Source organism: Bradyrhizobium sp. McL0615 (assembly GCF_049993905.1).
Classification (GTDB): Bacteria; Pseudomonadota; Alphaproteobacteria; order Rhizobiales; family Xanthobacteraceae; genus Bradyrhizobium.
On the sequence record NZ_CP188254.1, the window covers coordinates 7,337,103 to 7,353,663 of the forward strand.

Annotated in this window: 16 protein-coding genes; 6 read left to right on the forward strand and 10 right to left on the reverse strand. The window is 62.5% G+C overall.

Annotated elements, in window-relative coordinates:
- Positions 1 to 19: 19 nt before the first annotated feature.
- Positions 20 to 1,216 carry an MFS transporter gene (locus ACPPVP_RS35265; RefSeq protein ID WP_426528163.1) on the forward strand — a complete coding sequence of 399 codons (1,197 nt, stop codon included), beginning with the start codon at positions 20 to 22 and terminating at the stop codon, positions 1,214 to 1,216.
- 51 nt (positions 1,217 to 1,267) lie between these two features.
- Positions 1,268 to 2,266 (forward strand): Bug family tripartite tricarboxylate transporter substrate binding protein, encoded by a 999-nt coding sequence (locus ACPPVP_RS35270; RefSeq protein ID WP_426528164.1) that lies wholly within the window; start codon positions 1,268 to 1,270, stop codon positions 2,264 to 2,266.
- Positions 2,267 to 2,415: 149 nt separating this feature from the next.
- Here the strand turns inward: ACPPVP_RS35270 and ACPPVP_RS35275 are convergent, their stop codons facing one another.
- The 9 genes from ACPPVP_RS35275 to ACPPVP_RS35315 form a co-directional block, all read right to left on the reverse strand.
- Positions 2,416 to 2,856, reverse strand: coding sequence for a VOC family protein (locus ACPPVP_RS35275; protein ID WP_426528165.1), 441 nt, complete (start codon positions 2,854 to 2,856; stop codon positions 2,416 to 2,418).
- 180 nt (positions 2,857 to 3,036) lie between these two features.
- Positions 3,037 to 4,092, reverse strand: a complete 1,056-nt coding sequence (locus ACPPVP_RS35280; protein WP_426528166.1) for an ABC transporter substrate-binding protein — start codon at positions 4,090 to 4,092, stop codon at positions 3,037 to 3,039.
- A 2-nt stretch (positions 4,093 to 4,094) separates the two neighbouring features.
- Positions 4,095 to 4,427 carry a hypothetical protein gene (locus tag ACPPVP_RS35285; RefSeq protein WP_426528167.1) on the reverse strand — a complete coding sequence of 111 codons (333 nt, stop codon included), beginning with the start codon at positions 4,425 to 4,427 and terminating at the stop codon, positions 4,095 to 4,097.
- Complete coding sequence (locus ACPPVP_RS35290; RefSeq protein WP_426528168.1) at positions 4,424 to 5,182, reverse strand: ABC transporter ATP-binding protein; 759 nt, start codon at positions 5,180 to 5,182, stop codon at positions 4,424 to 4,426. Before ACPPVP_RS35290 ends, ACPPVP_RS35285 begins: the two co-directional genes overlap by 4 nt.
- The gene (locus tag ACPPVP_RS35295; protein WP_426528169.1) at positions 5,179 to 5,985 is read right to left on the reverse strand and encodes an ABC transporter permease; all 807 of its coding nucleotides are present in this window, start codon (positions 5,983 to 5,985) and stop codon (positions 5,179 to 5,181) included. The genes ACPPVP_RS35290 and ACPPVP_RS35295 overlap by 4 nt, the downstream gene beginning before the upstream one ends.
- Positions 5,982 to 6,803, reverse strand: coding sequence for an ABC transporter permease (locus ACPPVP_RS35300; protein WP_426528170.1), 822 nt, complete (start codon positions 6,801 to 6,803; stop codon positions 5,982 to 5,984). The genes ACPPVP_RS35295 and ACPPVP_RS35300 overlap by 4 nt, the downstream gene beginning before the upstream one ends.
- A gap of 103 nt (positions 6,804 to 6,906) precedes the next feature.
- Positions 6,907 to 7,707, reverse strand: coding sequence for a FadR/GntR family transcriptional regulator (locus ACPPVP_RS35305; RefSeq protein WP_426528171.1), 801 nt, complete (start codon positions 7,705 to 7,707; stop codon positions 6,907 to 6,909).
- A gap of 300 nt (positions 7,708 to 8,007) precedes the next feature.
- Entirely contained in the window at positions 8,008 to 9,129 is a 1,122-nt protein-coding gene (locus tag ACPPVP_RS35310; RefSeq protein WP_426528172.1) for a hypothetical protein, read from the reverse strand.
- Positions 9,130 to 9,412: 283 nt separating this feature from the next.
- Positions 9,413 to 10,831, reverse strand: a complete 1,419-nt coding sequence (locus tag ACPPVP_RS35315; protein WP_426528173.1) for an FAD-binding oxidoreductase — start codon at positions 10,829 to 10,831, stop codon at positions 9,413 to 9,415.
- Between the two features lie 122 nt (positions 10,832 to 10,953).
- Between ACPPVP_RS35315 and ACPPVP_RS35320 the strand changes: the two genes are divergently transcribed.
- Positions 10,954 to 11,439: a thioesterase family protein gene (locus ACPPVP_RS35320; RefSeq protein ID WP_426538219.1), complete on the forward strand. Its 486-nt coding sequence runs from the start codon at positions 10,954 to 10,956 to the stop codon at positions 11,437 to 11,439.
- A 15-nt stretch (positions 11,440 to 11,454) separates the two neighbouring features.
- Here the strand turns inward: ACPPVP_RS35320 and ACPPVP_RS35325 are convergent, their stop codons facing one another.
- Positions 11,455 to 11,628 (reverse strand): DUF1328 domain-containing protein, encoded by a 174-nt coding sequence (locus ACPPVP_RS35325; RefSeq protein ID WP_426528174.1) that lies wholly within the window; start codon positions 11,626 to 11,628, stop codon positions 11,455 to 11,457.
- Between the two features lie 289 nt (positions 11,629 to 11,917).
- Between ACPPVP_RS35325 and ACPPVP_RS35330 the strand changes: the two genes are divergently transcribed.
- The 3 genes from ACPPVP_RS35330 (at position 11,918) to ACPPVP_RS35340 (ending at position 16,385) form a co-directional block, all read left to right on the forward strand.
- Complete coding sequence (locus tag ACPPVP_RS35330) at positions 11,918 to 14,563, forward strand: ATP-dependent helicase (RefSeq protein WP_426528175.1); 2,646 nt, start codon at positions 11,918 to 11,920, stop codon at positions 14,561 to 14,563.
- A gap of 140 nt (positions 14,564 to 14,703) precedes the next feature.
- Positions 14,704 to 15,627, forward strand: a complete 924-nt coding sequence (locus tag ACPPVP_RS35335) for an ABC transporter ATP-binding protein (protein WP_426538221.1) — start codon at positions 14,704 to 14,706, stop codon at positions 15,625 to 15,627.
- Positions 15,624 to 16,385 carry an ABC transporter permease gene (locus tag ACPPVP_RS35340; RefSeq protein ID WP_426528176.1) on the forward strand — a complete coding sequence of 254 codons (762 nt, stop codon included), beginning with the start codon at positions 15,624 to 15,626 and terminating at the stop codon, positions 16,383 to 16,385. The genes ACPPVP_RS35335 and ACPPVP_RS35340 overlap by 4 nt, the downstream gene beginning before the upstream one ends.
- The last annotated feature ends 176 nt before the right edge of the window (positions 16,386 to 16,561 follow it).

Below are 16,561 nucleotides of genomic sequence, written 5' to 3' on the forward strand. Positions count from 1 at the left end.
CCGCAGAGGAAGCAATCCCGTGAGAAGCACGCCGTTCCGGCGGATCATCGAGGCCCCGGACTTCTGGCGTTTGTGGTATGTCGGCCTGATCGTCGCCACCGTGCGCTGGCTGGAAACCATCGTGGTCGGGATTGTCGTCTACCAGCGCACCGATTCGGCGTTTCTGGTCTCGATGATGACCATGCTCCGTCTTCTTCCGATGGGTCTCTTCGGGATTTTTCTCGGGGCGCTCGCGGAGCGTTTTGATCGCGACCGAACTCTGTTCCTCGTCGTGCTGCTCATGAGCGGCACATCAGCCGTGCTCGCCGTTCTGGACCTGGGCGGGCAGCTCGAGGTTTGGCATCTCGCCGTCGCCAGCTTCATCAACGGCTGCGGCTGGTCCACCGACAACCCGGTGCGCCGGGTGATGATGGGCGAAGTCGTGGGCCGCGAAAAGGTCGGCACCGCGATGTCGCTGGATGTCGGCGCCAGCAACGCAACCCGCATGATCGGCCCTGCCGTCGGCGGATTTCTCCTCGCCGGCACAGGCATCCAGGGCGCCTTTATCCTGAGCGTGCTGATGTATGGCACCGCGCTGTTGGCGATCCTGACCATCCACTCACGCATTCCCCGCGCCGCAGGATCCGGCGCCGTGCTGGCGCGGATTGGCGAGGGGCTCGTTCTGGTGCGCGGCGACAGAAGGCTGATCGGCGTGCTGGTCGTCACCGTGATCTACAATCTCTTCGCATGGCCCTTTACCAGCATGATCCCCGTCATCGGGCGCGACCGCTTGCATCTGGGCCCCGAAGGCGTTGGCCTGCTGGCGACCATGGACGGCATCGGCGCCTTCGCGGGCGCGCTGCTGCTGGCGTTCTGGCTGACCCCGAGATGGTACGGCCGGGCCTATCTTGGCGGCGTCGTCTGCTACCTGGTCATGGTGGTCATTTTTGCGCTGGTCCAAAGCCCGGCGCTGGCGGGCGCGGCATTGCTGCTGACGGGACTGGGTGGCGCGGGATTCGGAACGATGCAGGCGACCCTGGTCTATCTCGCCGCGCCGCCGGAAATGCGCTCGCGTATCCTGGGCGTTTTGACCGTCTGCATCGGCACGGGGCCGATCGGCTTTGTGTGGCTGGGCTGGCTCGCAGACCGCATCGGCGCTCACAACGCTACGGCCGTGACCGGCGTTCTCGGCTTGCTGGCCATGGCTGCGACCTGGCGCTGGTGGAAGGATATTTGATGGGACTATGCTCGACGCCAAGAGCCAGAGAGCGCAACCGAGGGAATGCCGATGAAACGCAGGGATGTTCTGCTGGGGGCCGGCGCGACGCTGCTAACGACGACCGCCTCCCGGGCCCAGGATGGATACCCGGATCGCCCGATCACCATCAGCAACGGCTACGGTCCCGGCGGTTCGACCGACGTCGCGGCTCGGCTGATGATCGACCAGATGGCGCCTAGCCTCGGCACAAATGCGAGGCTGATCGTCGAAAATCGCGCCGGCGCGAGCGGCACGGTCGCCACCACGTGGCTCGCGCGCCAGCCGGCCGACGGCTACTCTCTGATGATCTCGGAGTCCTCGTCATTTGCGATTTGGCCGAGCATGCACGAATCCGGCACGCGCTACCGGCCGCTGGCTGACTTCACCTGGATTTCGACCATCTGTACGGCGCCGATGGTGTTCATCGTGAAACCGGACTTCCCCGCACAGCATGCGCAGGATGCGTTCAACATCCTGCGCTCCGAACAATCCGCATCACTCGACTATTCGAGCTCAGGCCCGGGTTCGATCCCGCACATTGCCGCGGAAATGCTGAAACATGCGCTCGGCAACGGAGTGCGATCGCAGCACGTTCCTTATCGCGGCGGTGCGCCAGCAGTGCTTAGCGTCGCCAAAGGTGAGACCGCGTGGGGCGTCGCATCGCTCGGCTCGGCCGCCGGCCAGATGCAGGGCAATCTGGTACGGCCGCTCGCCGTTACGAGCGCACAACGCTTTCCCGCATTTCCCGACGTTCCGACCTTCGCGGAACTGGGCCTGAGGGATATGGAACTGAGCATCTTCTATCTGCTGCACAGCCCTGCGGGTCTGTCGGCCGAGCTCACGGCGCGCCTCAACCGGTCCAGCGTCGCAGCGCTGACGCACGGGCAGACGCGCGAGCGTTTCGTCAACGCCGGCATGCAGGCCTGGGACGGCCCGAACACGCCGGAGAGCTCGCGCGACATCGTCGAGAGAGAGCTGAAGCGCTTCGCGGCGATTGGCGAGCGCACCGGGATCAAGATCAGCGGGTGAGGATCGACCAGCGTTCTCCTGGCGGCGCGGCATAAGCCGGATACCGCGGGTCGGGTGCAGCGCCGCAATCGACCCGACGATGAATCAGCTGCTCATGAAGAGCCCAATCGGACTTTCTCAGTCAATGGCGGTCGCTCTTGGGATAGTTTCTAATCGTCCCGCTGGACCAGCTCGAAGGTGATGCCCTCGGGTCCCTCGAAGAGCCGCAGCTTTCGGCTGATGTAGTCCATCTCATCGCTCAACATCTTTATACCGTTGGCCACGAGGTGAGCGGTGGTGGCCTCGATGTCGTCGACGCGGAACGCGATATGATTGAAGCCCAGCTTTCGCAGATTGGTCGGATGGGCGCCCGGATCTGTCGCCGGGGGCTGTTCGAACGCCAGCAACTGGATCTCGAAATGCGGCTTCGCTCCTTCGAGCACAAGGGTTATGTGCTGTGCCTTCATAGCCGGCATGCCCATGTACCGAGCGGGAACGCCACCATCGATCGTCGCGACGTGATCCTTTCTGAAGCCGAGAAGCGCGAAAAACTTGATCGCCGTGTCGGCGTCCGACACTGCTATCGTCACGTGATCCGGATTGATGATCATGTCCTCACTCCCATCCGCAGGCTCAGTGACGCTTTTCACGGCCAACTGTCGAGGTGGCGTACGTTCGACCAGGTCAGGAGCGGAAGTCAACCTCCGGTTCTCGCGCGGACCAAATGGCCAGCGGACGCTGGTCCGCTGGCCAAGACTTACGATTCATCCGACGGGATATCGGCTGCATTTTCAGGGTTTGAAGACGTATCCCGGTCCGATAGCCGCCGCCTCAGGAATTGGCGGCAGGTCGGAAAACAGCTCCGGATGATCCTTCATCACCTTCAAAATGTACTTTGGCTCGATGTGTGCGTTGACATCGAAAGTGGATTTCAGGATTCCAAGCTTGGCCAGGCGTTCTTCGGCGCTGTAAAGCGCGCGATAATTGTTGGCTGATAATCGACGATCCGCTTGCTGGATATTGAACTGCATGGCCGCTTCGGCGATTTCTTGCTTGAGCCCGGGGATCCACCTTGTCGCAACCTGAGCGGCCAGCTTCGGATTCTTTCGCATCCATTGATCGGCCTCGGAAACGGCGGCGAGGAATTTCTCGATGGTCGCGCCATTGGCCTGTACCCAGGGCCTGAGCGCCACGTTGAAGCCGATATACGAGATCACGTCGCCACCGCGAATGAGCTCGAAGGCCCCCGGCACATCCTTGCCGGCGACGATCGGCCATGGATCCCACCCGGAAAACGCATCGATACCCTTGGCCAGCAACGCCACCGTCATGTCCGGGGGCGGCGTATTCACCAGCGTGACGTCCTCCGGTTTCAGCCCGGCCTTCTCGAGGGTGGCAAGGATATAGAGATGGTTGATGGTGCCGAACGACGCCGCAATCTTCTTGCCGCGCAAGCTCGACAGGTCCCCCTTGACGATGCCGGAACCCTCGCGGGCAACGATCGCAACGGTGGCGTCGGAGCCGGCCTTGGTTGCGTTGCCGCTGTAATTGCCTAGGGCAACAAGGTCCATTCCGCGCAAAACGGCACCGATCATGGGTACACCAACCTGCACGATCTCGCTTTCACCCGCCTGCAGGGCGTTGAGAGCGTCGACCCCGGTGGCATAAGGCCGTGCGATCGTAACATCGAGACCATTCTTCTCGAAGAAGCCGCGTTCGAGCGCGATCGGCAAGCCGATCTGATCGATCCCGGTCACCATGCCGGCCTTGAGCTTCGTCAGCGTTTGCGCGCCCGCCGGCGTCCAGGCAAGCGCGAGCGCTGCCGCAAGCATCACCAATCGTTTCATCGTTATCCTCCCTGTTTTATCGGGCCCACCGCCGTCACCCAGTACGGCCGGGCAACGGCGTTGAGGTCAGTTCGTTTGACACCACGCAGTTCGATCGAATGGTCATCGGTGCCGGTGACCCTTCCATATTGCTGGAACGCCAGAACGTGAAACCGCTCGGGCGTGAACGGCAGCTCGATCTGGACATTGACCTTTTCCGAAGTGCCGCCGAGCTCGGGTGAAATCTTTGCGGGCGCAGCCAGGGTCAGCCAGAGCTGGAAGCCGGCCCAGGCGGCGATGACACCGAGGACAATGCGAAACTTGCCTGAACGCAAGGCTTCAGAGATGAGGCTCATGCCGCACGCACCATCTGCAGCACGCTCGCCGAGAGGCGCTTGAATTCATCGTCGTTGACGAGGTCGTCCCAGACCCGCGGCCGCGGCAAGTTGACGTCGACCTGGTCGAGAATGCGTCCTTTCGACAGCACGATGACGCGATTGGCCAGAAAGACCGCTTCGGCCACGTCATGCGTGATGAAAACCACCGTTGGCCGGCGTTCCTGCCAGATGCGGGTCAGCTCCTCCTGCAACGTCATGCGGGTCTGCGCATCGACGCTGGCAAAGGGCTCATCCATCAGCAGCACCGCCGGATTGTTGGCCAGTGCCCGCACCACGCCGACGCGCTGCTGCATGCCGCCGGACAATTCGTTGGGATACCGGTTGGCCGCATGCGACAGCCCGGCAAGGGCCAGATACTCCCGAGCAATCCGGTCGCGCTCGGGTTTCGGTACGCCGCGCATTTTCGGACCGAAGCCGACATTGTCGAGCACGGTCTTCCAGGGGAACAAGGCAAACGACTGAAAAACGACGCCGCGTTCTGGGCCGGGCCCGATGACGGGTTTGCCATCGAGCAGAATTTCGCCGCCGGAATACGGAATGAAGCCGGCGATCATGTTGAGGATCGTGGTCTTGCCGCAGCCGGACGGACCGACGACTGAAACGAACTCGCCCTGCTGGACGTCGAGCGAGACATCGTGGACCGCCGTGACGTGCGCGCCCGCATAAGGATCGAAATAGGTCTTGGCCAAATTGCGGAGTGAGAGCGTCTTCATGATGTTACCAATCCCCAACGCTGGCCGGTTGCGCGTTCAAGCGGCGCCAGGATCCAGGCGTCCACGATGTACCAAAGCAGGCCCAGAATGATCATCCCGAGCAGAATTTCCGTTGTGGAGCCGGCACGCCGCGCATCGAACATCATGAAGCCGATACCGCTGGTGCCGACGATGATCTCGACCGCGATGAGCGCGCGCCAGCCATAGCCGAGCCCGTTGCGCAAGCCCGTGATGATATTTGGGAGGGCGCCGGGAAGCGTCACCTCCCAAAGCACGCGCGCTGGCGACGCGCCCAGACTGCGCGCGGCCCGCCCGAGATCGCGCGGCACCGATTCCACCCCGAGGACAGTATTGAGCACCACCGGAAAGAGCACGGTATAGACGATCACAAACGTCATGGTCGTCAGCCCGAAGCCGAACCAGATCAGGAGGATCGGAAGCCAGGCAATGTCTCCGATAGCCTGAAAGAACAGCAGAACCGGCCAGCAGATGCGGTGCGCCCATCGGCTGGTGCCGATCAGAACGCCAAGTGGAATTCCAAGCGCCATGCCCAGCGCGGCGCCGGTGAGAAGACGGATCAGGCTGTCCTGCAGATAATCCGGCAGAATGCCTTTATAAGTCAGCGTGACAAATGACCTGATGACGTCGAGCGGTCCAGGCAGAAATACCCGCGGGAATACCCCGGCTTCGACGACGATGGTCCACAGCGCGACCACGGGAATGAACGGAATGATGGCGGCAAGCCCCGGCCATCGCTGCGTCAGCCGTATGTACCCGCTCCAGCATTGCAGCAAAACGTTCATGCCCGCCTCACCATACCCCAGCGCTCGATGGTGGAGCGCTCCAGCGGAACCAGCGCAAGGCGGTCGATCAACAGCCACAACACGCCGATCACGATCATGCCGAACACGATGACTTCAGTCCGATAGAAGTCACGGGCCACGAACAGCATGTAACCAAGACCGACATTGGTCGCGATCATCTCGGCTGCGATCAGGCCGCGCCACGCAAAACCGAGCCCGGTGCGGATGCCGGTGACGATATTCGGAAGCGCGCCGGGCAGCAGGACCTCTGTCAGCAATGCCCAGCGCCCGGCGCCGAGCGAAGCCGCCGCGTTACGCACGGCGTGCGGAATCGTTTTCACACCGAGCAGGGTGTTGTAGGCCACGACGAAGAACACCGCGTTGAAGATGACGAACACGATCGCGCCGAAGCCGTAGCCGAACCACAGCGTCGCGATCGGAATCCACGCGATGCCGGCGAGAATCGAGAAGAAGCGAAACAGCGGCGTCAGGAAGGCGGCAACCCCCGGGCTGACGCCCATCGCGATTCCGAGCGGAACGGCCGTGATGATCCCGATCAGGGTGCCGAGGCCAACGCGTAGCAGGCTTGCACCGATATGGGCGATCAGCGTGCCGTCACGGATGGACTCGAGCGCAGCGCTACCGACCGCGCCGACAGACGGAAAGACGCGTGGATTGATCTGGAACAGCGGGACTACGATGGCCCACACCGCCACGAGCGCCAGCAGCGGAGCGGCAAACATCGCGGCCCCGGCGAGCGAATTCACGCCCCGCACGATCCACGGTCGCCGGGTTTTCGCTTCCGTCGTCACCTGCACTTCATCTCCCCGCACGACACCGACGTTTTTTGTCGGCCTTGTTGTTGTTATCGCCTACGGAACAGCTTCGCCGCCCATCGAACGCCAGCGCGGTCCCTTTACATTACCGTACCTGACGTTTTCCCTTCACCTTGGCCGTCGCGCGCACGACGCGCCGATGTCGTGCGGGGCCGGAGGCTGCAGCCTTCTTGTCGGAAATCTTGAATTTCGTGTACCCGAGCACCCGCTCCATCGCGACCCGCGCCTTCTCGGCGTCCCCTGCATCGATCGCGCGCGCCGCGGCCGCGTGGTTCGGCAGATTGTCCTGGAACCAGCCGGCGCTTCCGATGGCGACAACGAACACCGTGCTGAGGATTGTATCGATCGCGCCCCTGAAGCCCTGCAATACCGGATTATGCGTCGCGTCCAGGATCGCAAGATGAAATGCCTTGTCGGCGGCGGTCGCGCTGGCGTGATCTTTTGAGGTTTCCATCGCCGCAAGCGCGGCGTTGATCCGGCCGCGATCAGCCTTGGTCGCGCGCTGGGCCGCCAACGCGGCAGCCGCCGGCTCGATGATGGAACGGACTTCCTGGATCGCCAGCAACAGCTCGCGATCCGGCTCTCCCTGCCCCACCAGCCAGCTCAGGACATCGCGATCGAGAAGACTCCATTGGTGACGGGGCAGGACATGCGTGCCGTGGCGCGGCCGCACGCTGACAAGGCCCTTCGCGGCGAGCGTCTTGACGACTTCGCGCACCACGCCACGCCCAACGCCAAAACGAGCTTCGAGGTCCGGCTCCGGCGGGAGTGCAGCGCCGACCGGAATGCGGTCCTGCGCGATCTCGCGGCCAAGTGTCGCAAGCACGGCCCCGATGCGGCCGGGCTTGATCGGCTTGTCTACGGCGTTCAGCCGCGTCCTGGCCACGCGCTCTCCTCACTCCCTGCTTGTTTGCACAGGTGAAGAGACCGCTTAGCACGCAAGCAGACTTCCTGGCAATCATCGGATGTTTAACATCGGATGATTACAGGTTTCAGATAGCCTCGTTAATCGCCCAATGTTCGCTTTGCGGCCATCATGAAACTCCAAGGCCGGCCGCCGGTCGGACGGGTCGTCAACGAATGCCCGCAGCCGAAGCCATGAAAGTGAGCGTTGCATAGGACGGCAGAGGGCGATTCACCACGTCAAAATCAGTGAGCATGTCCCAAAAGTGCCAGAAGGGAAGTCTCACTTTAACGCCTCATTCGTGTTGGCCAATAACCTTTCAACGCTTCCCATTGAGAGTTTCTCCTGTCCTTTGAGCGCACCGTAAAGCGAACTGTTTCGAAACGCATCCACAATACGTTTTCGGTCCGAATCTTCGAGATAGCCTGTAGCGCTGTCGATGCTGCCGGCGATATCCTTGTCGGTGCCAAACGGGCGCTGGCGGCCTGCTGCGACGCGGAGATAATGTGGCAACGGCCGCAGCATGAACTGCTCGAACAGCAAAGCCGTGTACTCCCTCGGCACGGCTCCGTCGGCACGCATCGTGGCGGCGAATTCGGGTCGTGTGCGGAGCAGATCATCGGCGATGTCGATATAGCGTTTTTTGTCGTAAGCCCGAAGCGCTTGAGTAACATGCGCGACGGCCTGCTGCTTTGCCTCACGTAGGTACACTGCATAGGCGATGTGCTTGGCATAGGCGTCGGCTTCCTCGGCAATGGACCAGACCGCTGTCAGTGGGTTGGCACGGCAGCCGGCACCTTTCGCCGCGTTGCACGACATGTAAAACATGTAATGCCCGAGTGCTTCGTGGACAGCGACATCGACTGTGGCTGCATCGACAGCCGCCTTGTCCACGTTCAAAACGAAGAGGTTGTAGAAGGCCGCGAACATGCCGGGCTGGGTTGCCGGCTTCATTGGGCCGATCGAGACCAACGCCGGTCCACCACCAAGCCCGTGCCTCTTCGTCATGGCTTTCAGTTCTTTTTCGATGCCCAAGACCTTGGCCGCATCGTCAACGCGCGCCATCGTGGCGCGTACCAGCTCCAACTCTCGGGTGTCCGCCGGATTGGTGTTTGCGCCTATGGCCCTCCAGGTTCCCTGATCGTCCAGGCAGTACAAGTGGTGCCCGCGTTCCAGTGCATTGAGCCGTGTCTCGCCGTGCAGCGCCTGTTGACCAAACGTGCCGATGATGTTCGCGGCGCTGTTGTCGTCGGTCACAATTTCGCCAGTCAGCTGCATTGCGCAGGTTTTGAGTGACGAAGCTTGCGGTTTGTTCTGTGCGCTTGCTGACGTTGTGAGAGCAACAATGGCAGCCAATACGGAAGACAGCACAAGGCGGCCCGGGTTGCACTGGTTTTTCGACATTCTTGTTCCCGGCGTTCTGCTCGTTGCCATGGCCGACATCCCTTAACAGTCGGAATTACCATCCATGGCATTGCCCACGCGGAAGTGACTCATTTGGTCTGTATCCGCGGTCACTAAAGAAATCTGCCATCAGAAACGCACGCTGCGTGCTGCGACGGCTCAGGTTTTGTTTGGGTCACTAACAAACATACCAGTCCCGACCTTCGAGGTCCGCTTTGCCAGGCAAGGTGGACACCGGTCAATGACGCCACTGAATTTGCTTTCAGGCGGCTTTGAGCGCGCCCTATTCCGCCGGCACGATCTTGCCCGGGTTGAAAATGTTCTGCGGATCTAGCGCCTGCTTCAGCGCGCGCATGGCATCGATCGCCTCGGGGCCCAATTCGGCCTTGAGGTATTTCTGCTTGCCCTGCCCGATGCCGTGTTCGCCGGTGCAGGTGCCACCCATCGCCTGCGCCCGCTCGACCAGGCGATGCATGAAGTCCTCGCCGCGCGCCATTTCTTCCGCGTTGTCGACGTCGCAGACCAGCGAGCAGTGGAAATTGCCGTCGCCGACATGGCCGACGATCGGCGACAGCAGGCCAAGCCGCTTCAGATCGTCCTCGGTCTCGGTAACGCAATCGGCCAGCCGCGAGATCGGTACGCAGACGTCGGTCGCGACCACCCCCGCCCCGGGCCGCAGCGCCTTCACCGACCAATAGGCGTCATGGCGGGCCTGCCAGAGTTTTGTGCGATCCTCGGGCTTGGTGGTCCAAGTGAAATCGCCGCCGCCGCATTCCTTGGCGATCTCGCTGAAATTCCTCGACTGCTCGGCCACCTCGACCTCGCTGCCGTGGAATTCCAGCAGCAGCAGCGGCGTCTCCGGCAGGGTCAGCTTGGAATAGGCGTTGCAGGCGCGGACCTGCTCGGCATTGAGCAGTTCGATCCGCGCCAGCGGAATGCCGGTCTGGATGGCAAGGATCGTGGCCTGACAGGCGCCGCGCACCGTCTCGAATGAACAGGCGGCGGCCGCGATCGTCTCGGGGATGCCGCGCAGTTTCATGGTGAGTTCGGTGATGATGCCGAGCGTGCCTTCGGCGCCGACGAACAGATGCGTCAGATCGTAACCGGCTGAGGATTTTTTTGCCCGCGTGCCGGTCGTGATGATCGCGCCGTCGCCGCGCACCACTTTGAGCGCCAGCACGTTGTCGCGCATGGTGCCGTAGCGCACCGCGTTGGTGCCGGAGGCCCGCGTCGAGGCCATGCCACCGAGCGAAGCGTCGGCGCCGGGATCGATCGGGAAGAACAAGCCCTGGTCGCGCAAATGTTCGTTCAGCGCCTTGCGGGTCACACCGGGTTGGATCACGCAGTCCAGATCCTCAGCGTGGACGGCGAGAATTTGGTTCATATCGCGCAGATCGATGCAGACGCCGCCGGCCGGCGCGTTGACCTGGCCCTCCAGCGAAGTGCCGGTGCCGAAGGCAATCACGGGAACGGAATGTTTGGCGCAGATCCGCACCACGTCCTGGATGTCGGACGTTTCCTGCGCCATCACCACCGCATCCGGCGGCTGGGTCGGCAGCCAGGTGGTGGTATGGGCGTGCTGCTCGCGCACCGCTTGCGAGGTGATCAGCCGGTTGCCGAATCGCGCCGCCAGCGCCTCGATGGCGCTCGCCAGCGCCTGCGGCTCCGGCCGCTTCACATGTCCTGATATCGTCGTCGCCACGCCAAATTCCTCCCGAATTTGAGCGGACCGTGGCAAAGGATATAAGGGGGGTCAAGAGACCCGCAAAAACAAAGGGATGGATGATGACGACCGTTGCCGCCAGCAGCGACAATCTGAAGGATATGCCGTTACCGCCGGCCCCATTTCTGTCCTCGGTGATGCAGATCGAACCGCAATGGATCGACTACAACGGCCATCTCAACATGGCCTACTACAACGTCATGATGGACCGCGCGATCGACGAAATGTGGCTGCAACTCGGGATCGGGCCGGCCTACATGAAGGAACGCCACGGCTCGACCTTCACCGCCGAATGCCATGTTCGCTATCTGCGCGAGATACACCTCGGCGATCCCGTTCAGATTTCGGTTTATCTGTTAGGTCATGATGAGAAGCGGCTGCACACATTCGAGGAATTGCGGCACGCAACCGAAGGCTGGCTCTCCGCGACGTCGGAAAACATGACGCTCCATATGGACATGAATGCGCGAAAGGTCGCGGCCTTTCCGCCCGATATTGGCGCCCGCATCCAGGCAGTGGTGGATTCGCATGCCGCCGTGCCACGTCCCGAGGGCATCGGCCGGAAAGTAGCGATGCCCCCGAAATAGCGTGCGAATCGGGCGTCAGACGTTACTGCGTCCGCGCACCAGTCCGACCACCGCCGAGATCAGAAACAGGATCACGGCGATAAAGAAGATCGCCTTGGCGATTTCGACGGAAGCGCCGGCGATGCCGCCGAAGCCCAGAACACCCGCGATCAACGCGACGACCAGAAACGTAACGACCCAGCTCAGCATGACACGACCTCGATTGGCTGTTGCTCTCGCGATGGCCGCGACTGCAGCGTCGCGCATCGCCTGCAGGACCAATCCGGGCCGCGAATGATGGTTCCGGGCCACGAAACCGCGAAATTTGACGATTCCGGCGGAACAAAATCGCGGGCTGCCTCGAAATCCGGTCCTGCAAAAGTGCCGGGATAAAACCTGTCAAAACGGCCGGACAGGCCCTATATGGCCCTTAATCCCTGCTATGAAGGCTCCCCTTTACCGCCTCACGGTGCCATCGTGGGGCCAAGACGATTCGAGCATGACCGAGCCGAGCAAACTGCCCCATCGCGGCGTCCCCGAGCACCAGCCAGCGGCTGGCGGCATCGCCGCGCGTGCGCGGGCCGCGGCCGGCCCGCAATATCTCAACGGCCTCAATCCCGAACAGCGCGACGCGGTTGAGACGCTGGACGGACCGGTTCTGGTGCTGGCCGGCGCCGGCACCGGCAAGACCCGTGTGCTGACCACGCGCATCGCCCACATCCTGAGCCAGGGCCGGGCGCGGCCGCAGGAAATCCTGTCGGTGACCTTCACCAACAAGGCCGCGCGAGAGATGAAGCTGCGCCTCGGCCAGATGCTCGGCCAGGCCGTGGAGGGCATGCCGTGGCTCGGCACCTTCCACTCGATCGGCGGCCGCATCCTGCGTTTCCATGCCGAACTGGTGCAGCTCAAATCCAATTTCACCGTGCTCGACGTCGACGATCAGGTGCGGCTGCTCAAGCAGCTTCTGCAGGCCGAGAACATCGACGACAAGCGCTGGCCGGCGCGCATGCTGGCCGGGCTGATCGACGGCTGGAAGAACCGCGGGCTGACGCCTTCGCAGGTGCCGGCGGGCGAAGCCGCGATGTTCGGCAACGGCAAGGGCGGCAAGCTCTACGCCAGCTATCAGGAGCGGCTGAAGATTCTCAACGCCGCCGATTTCGGCGATCTCCTGCTGGAGAACATCCGGCTGTTCCGCGAGCACCCCGACGTGCTGCGGCAGTACCAGAACCGGTTCAAGTTCATTCTGGTCGACGAATATCAGGACACCAACGTCGCGCAGTATCTGTGGCTGCGGCTGCTGTCGCAGGCGCCGTCGCGGCCCGGCGTGCCGCTGTCAGCGATCATTCCGGGAGATCTAACCTCGCCCCGCTTGCGGGGAGAGGACGATGCACGAAGTGCATCGGGTGAGGGGGACTCTCCGCAGACTGCGCTCGTTGAGGGAGCCCCTCACCCCGACCCTCTCCCCGCAGGCGGGGAGAGGGAGAAGAGCGCCGCCGCTCCCCTCAAGAACATCTGCTGCGTCGGCGACGACGACCAGTCGATCTATGGCTGGCGCGGCGCGGAGGTCGACAACATCCTGCGCTTCGATCACGATTTTCCCGGCGCAAAAGTCATCCGCCTCGAACGCAATTACCGCTCCACCGGCCACATCCTCGCCGCCGCCTCGCATCTAATCGCGCACAATGAAGGCCGTCTCGGCAAGACGCTGCGCACAGAGGACGTCGATGGCGAGAAGGTGACCGTCACCGGCTCCTGGGATTCGGAAGAGGAAGCCCGCGCCATTGGCGAAGAGATCGAGGAATTGCAGCGTGCTGGTGAAAACCTCAACGAGGTCGCGATCCTGGTGCGGGCCTCGTTCCAGATGCGCGAGTTCGAAGACCGTTTCGTCACGCTTGGCTTGCCCTATCGCGTGATCGGCGGTCCGCGGTTCTATGAGCGCGCCGAAATCCGCGACGCGCTGGCCTATTTGCGCACGATCAATTCGCCCGCCGACGATCTCGCCTTCGAGCGCATCATCAATGTCCCGAAGCGCGGGCTCGGCGACGCCACCGTGCAGATGCTGCACGACCACGCCCGCAAGCGCCGCATTCCCCTGTTCGAGGCGGCGCGTGCCGTGGTCGAGACCGACGAACTGAAACCGAAGGCGCGCGGGTCGTTACGCGATCTCATCCTGCATTTCGACCGCTGGCGCGCGCAGCGCGAGGTGACATCACACACCGAGCTCGCCGAAATCGTGCTCGACGAGAGCGGCTATACCGAGATGTGGCAGAAGGACCGCTCGGCCGATGCCGCCGGCCGGCTGGATAACCTCAAGGAACTCGTGCGCTCAATGGAAGAGTTCGAGAACCTGCAAGGTTTTCTAGAACACATCTCGCTGGTGATGGACCGCGACGGCGGCGCCGCGGACGAAGCGGTGTCGCTGATGACGTTGCATTCGGCCAAGGGGCTGGAATTCGACAACGTCTTCCTGCCCGGCTGGGAGGAAGGCCTGTTCCCGAGCCAGCGCACGCTGGATGAACAGGGCCGCGCCGGCCTCGAGGAAGAGCGCCGCCTCGCCCATGTCGGCCTCACGCGTGCGCGCCGCCGCGCAAAGCTCTATTTCGCCACCAACCGCCGCATCCACGGCACGTGGTCGACCACGATCCCGTCGCGCTTCCTCGACGAATTGCCGTCGGCCAATGTCGAGATCACGGAATCCAAGGGCGGCTCCGGTTGGGGCGGCAGCGGCGGCTATGGCCCGTCGCGCTTCGACAACGTCGAATCCTTCGGCTCCAGCTACGCGACGCCGGGCTGGCAGCGCGCGCAAGCCAATCGCAACCGAAGCCAGGGTGGTCGCGGACAGGCCCGCGGCGGCTTTGAGGAAAGCCAATCGCCGTTTTCCGGCTCGCGCAGCGATGCGGGCGCGGGCGGCGACACCTTCTCGGGCGGCGGCTTCTCGCGCAACAAGCGCGGCCCGATGGTGATCGAAGGCGAGCTGGTCGCGAAATCCACCGGCACAATTTCGGAATTCTCGCTCGACGACCGCGTGTTTCATCAGAAATTCGGCTACGGCAACGTGGTGAAGATCGACGGCAACAAGCTAACGATCGCGTTCGAGAAGGCCGGCGAGAAGAAGGTGGTCGATAGTTTCGTCGAGCGGGTGTAGGGACGAGAATTTTTCCCCACGCGATTGCATAAGCGGCACAGCGTTCCTATCTCCCGGTTCCCACCCCTCCCCGCGTCGATCCGGCCGAAAGCGCCGCTGTGTCGTTCGCCACACATCCATTTCAGGCTGCCATGCTCGCGATGCCGCCCATCATATCCGTCTCAAATCTCTCCAAGACCTACGGCTCCGGTTTCAAGGCGCTGAACAACATCAATCTGGACATCAAGTCCGGTGAGATCTTCGCGCTGCTCGGGCCGAATGGCGCGGGCAAGACCACGCTGATCAGCATCGTCTGCGGCATCGCCAATCTGAGCGAAGGCAGCGTCACCGTCGGCGGCCACGACATCAACCGGGATTATCGCGCCGCGCGCTCGATGATCGGGCTGGTGCCGCAGGAACTGCACACGGACTCATTTGAAACGGTGTGGGCGACCGTCAGCTTCAGCCGCGGCCTGTTCGGCAAGCCGAAGAACCCGGCCCATATTGAAAAGGTCCTGAAAGACCTGTCGCTGTGGGACAAGAAAGATTCCAAGATCATCACGCTCTCCGGCGGCATGAAGCGCCGCGTGATGATCGCAAAAGCGCTGTCGCACGAGCCGAAGATCCTGTTCCTCGACGAGCCGACCGCGGGCGTCGACGTCGAGTTGCGCAAAGGCATGTGGGAAGTGGTGCGCGCGCTGCAGGCCTCGGGCGTCACCATCATCCTGACCACGCACTACATCGAGGAAGCCGAGGAGATGGCCGACCGCATCGGCGTCATCAACAAGGGTGAGATCATCCTGGTCGAGGACAAGGCCGGGCTGATGCAGAAGCTCGGCAAGAAGGAGTTGAAGGTACATCTGCAAGGCAGGATCGATGCGATCCCCGCCGCGCTCGCGGCCTACAATCTCGAACTGTCCGACGATGGCCACGCCGTGATCTACGACTACGACACCAAGGGCGACCGCACCGGCATCACCAGCCTGCTCGGAGACCTCCGCAATGCCGGCATCCGCATCTCGGACCTCGATACCCGCCAGTCATCGCTGGAAGACATCTTCGTCAGCCTGGTGAGGGCGCCATGAATTACCGTGCGATCCGCGCCATCTATCTGTTCGAAATGGCCCGCACCTGGCGCACGTTGCTGCAGAGCATCGTCTCGCCGGTGGTCTCCACCTCGCTCTATTTCGTGGTGTTCGGCGCAGCGATCGGTTCGCGCATTACCGAGGTCGAGGGCGTCAGCTACGGGACCTTCATCGTGCCGGGGCTCGTCATGCTGTCGGTATTGACACAGAGCATCGCCAACGCCTCGTTCGGCATCTACTTCCCAAAATTCGTCGGCACCATCTACGAAATATTGTCGGCGCCGATTTCCTTTTACGAAATCGTCATCGGCTATGTCGGCGCGGCGGCGACCAAATCCATCATCCTCGGCCTGATCATTCTGGCTACCGCGGCGCTGTTCGTGCCGCTGCATATCCTGCATCCCTGGTGGATGCTGACTTTCCTGGTGCTGACTGCGGTGACCTTCAGCCTGTTCGGCTTCGTCATCGGCATCTGGGCCGACGGCTTCGAGAAACTGCAGATGATCCCGATGCTGGTGGTGACGCCGCTGACCTTCCTCGGCGGCAGCTTCTACTCCGTGAACATGCTGCCCTCGGGCTGGCGCACCATCACAATGCTCAATCCGGTGGTGTATCTGATCTCGGGATTCCGCTGGAGTTTTTACGAGATCGCCGACGTCAGCGTGGCCTTGAGCCTCGGCATGACGCTGGGCTTCCTCGCCATCTGCATGGCCCTGGTGTGGTGGATTTTCCGCACCGGTTACCGGCTGAAGAACTGACGGGATCTGTAGCCCGGATGAGCGCAAGCGACATCCGGGATGACGTGCGCACCTGTCCCGGATATCGCTTGCGCTCATCCGGGCTACGGGGCTCGGGCGTGCCGTCTTACCTCCGCTCGCGAAAATGTCAGCACTTTGCCGCCGATTGCGCCGTCCTGCCGCCTTGTTTGCGCCGC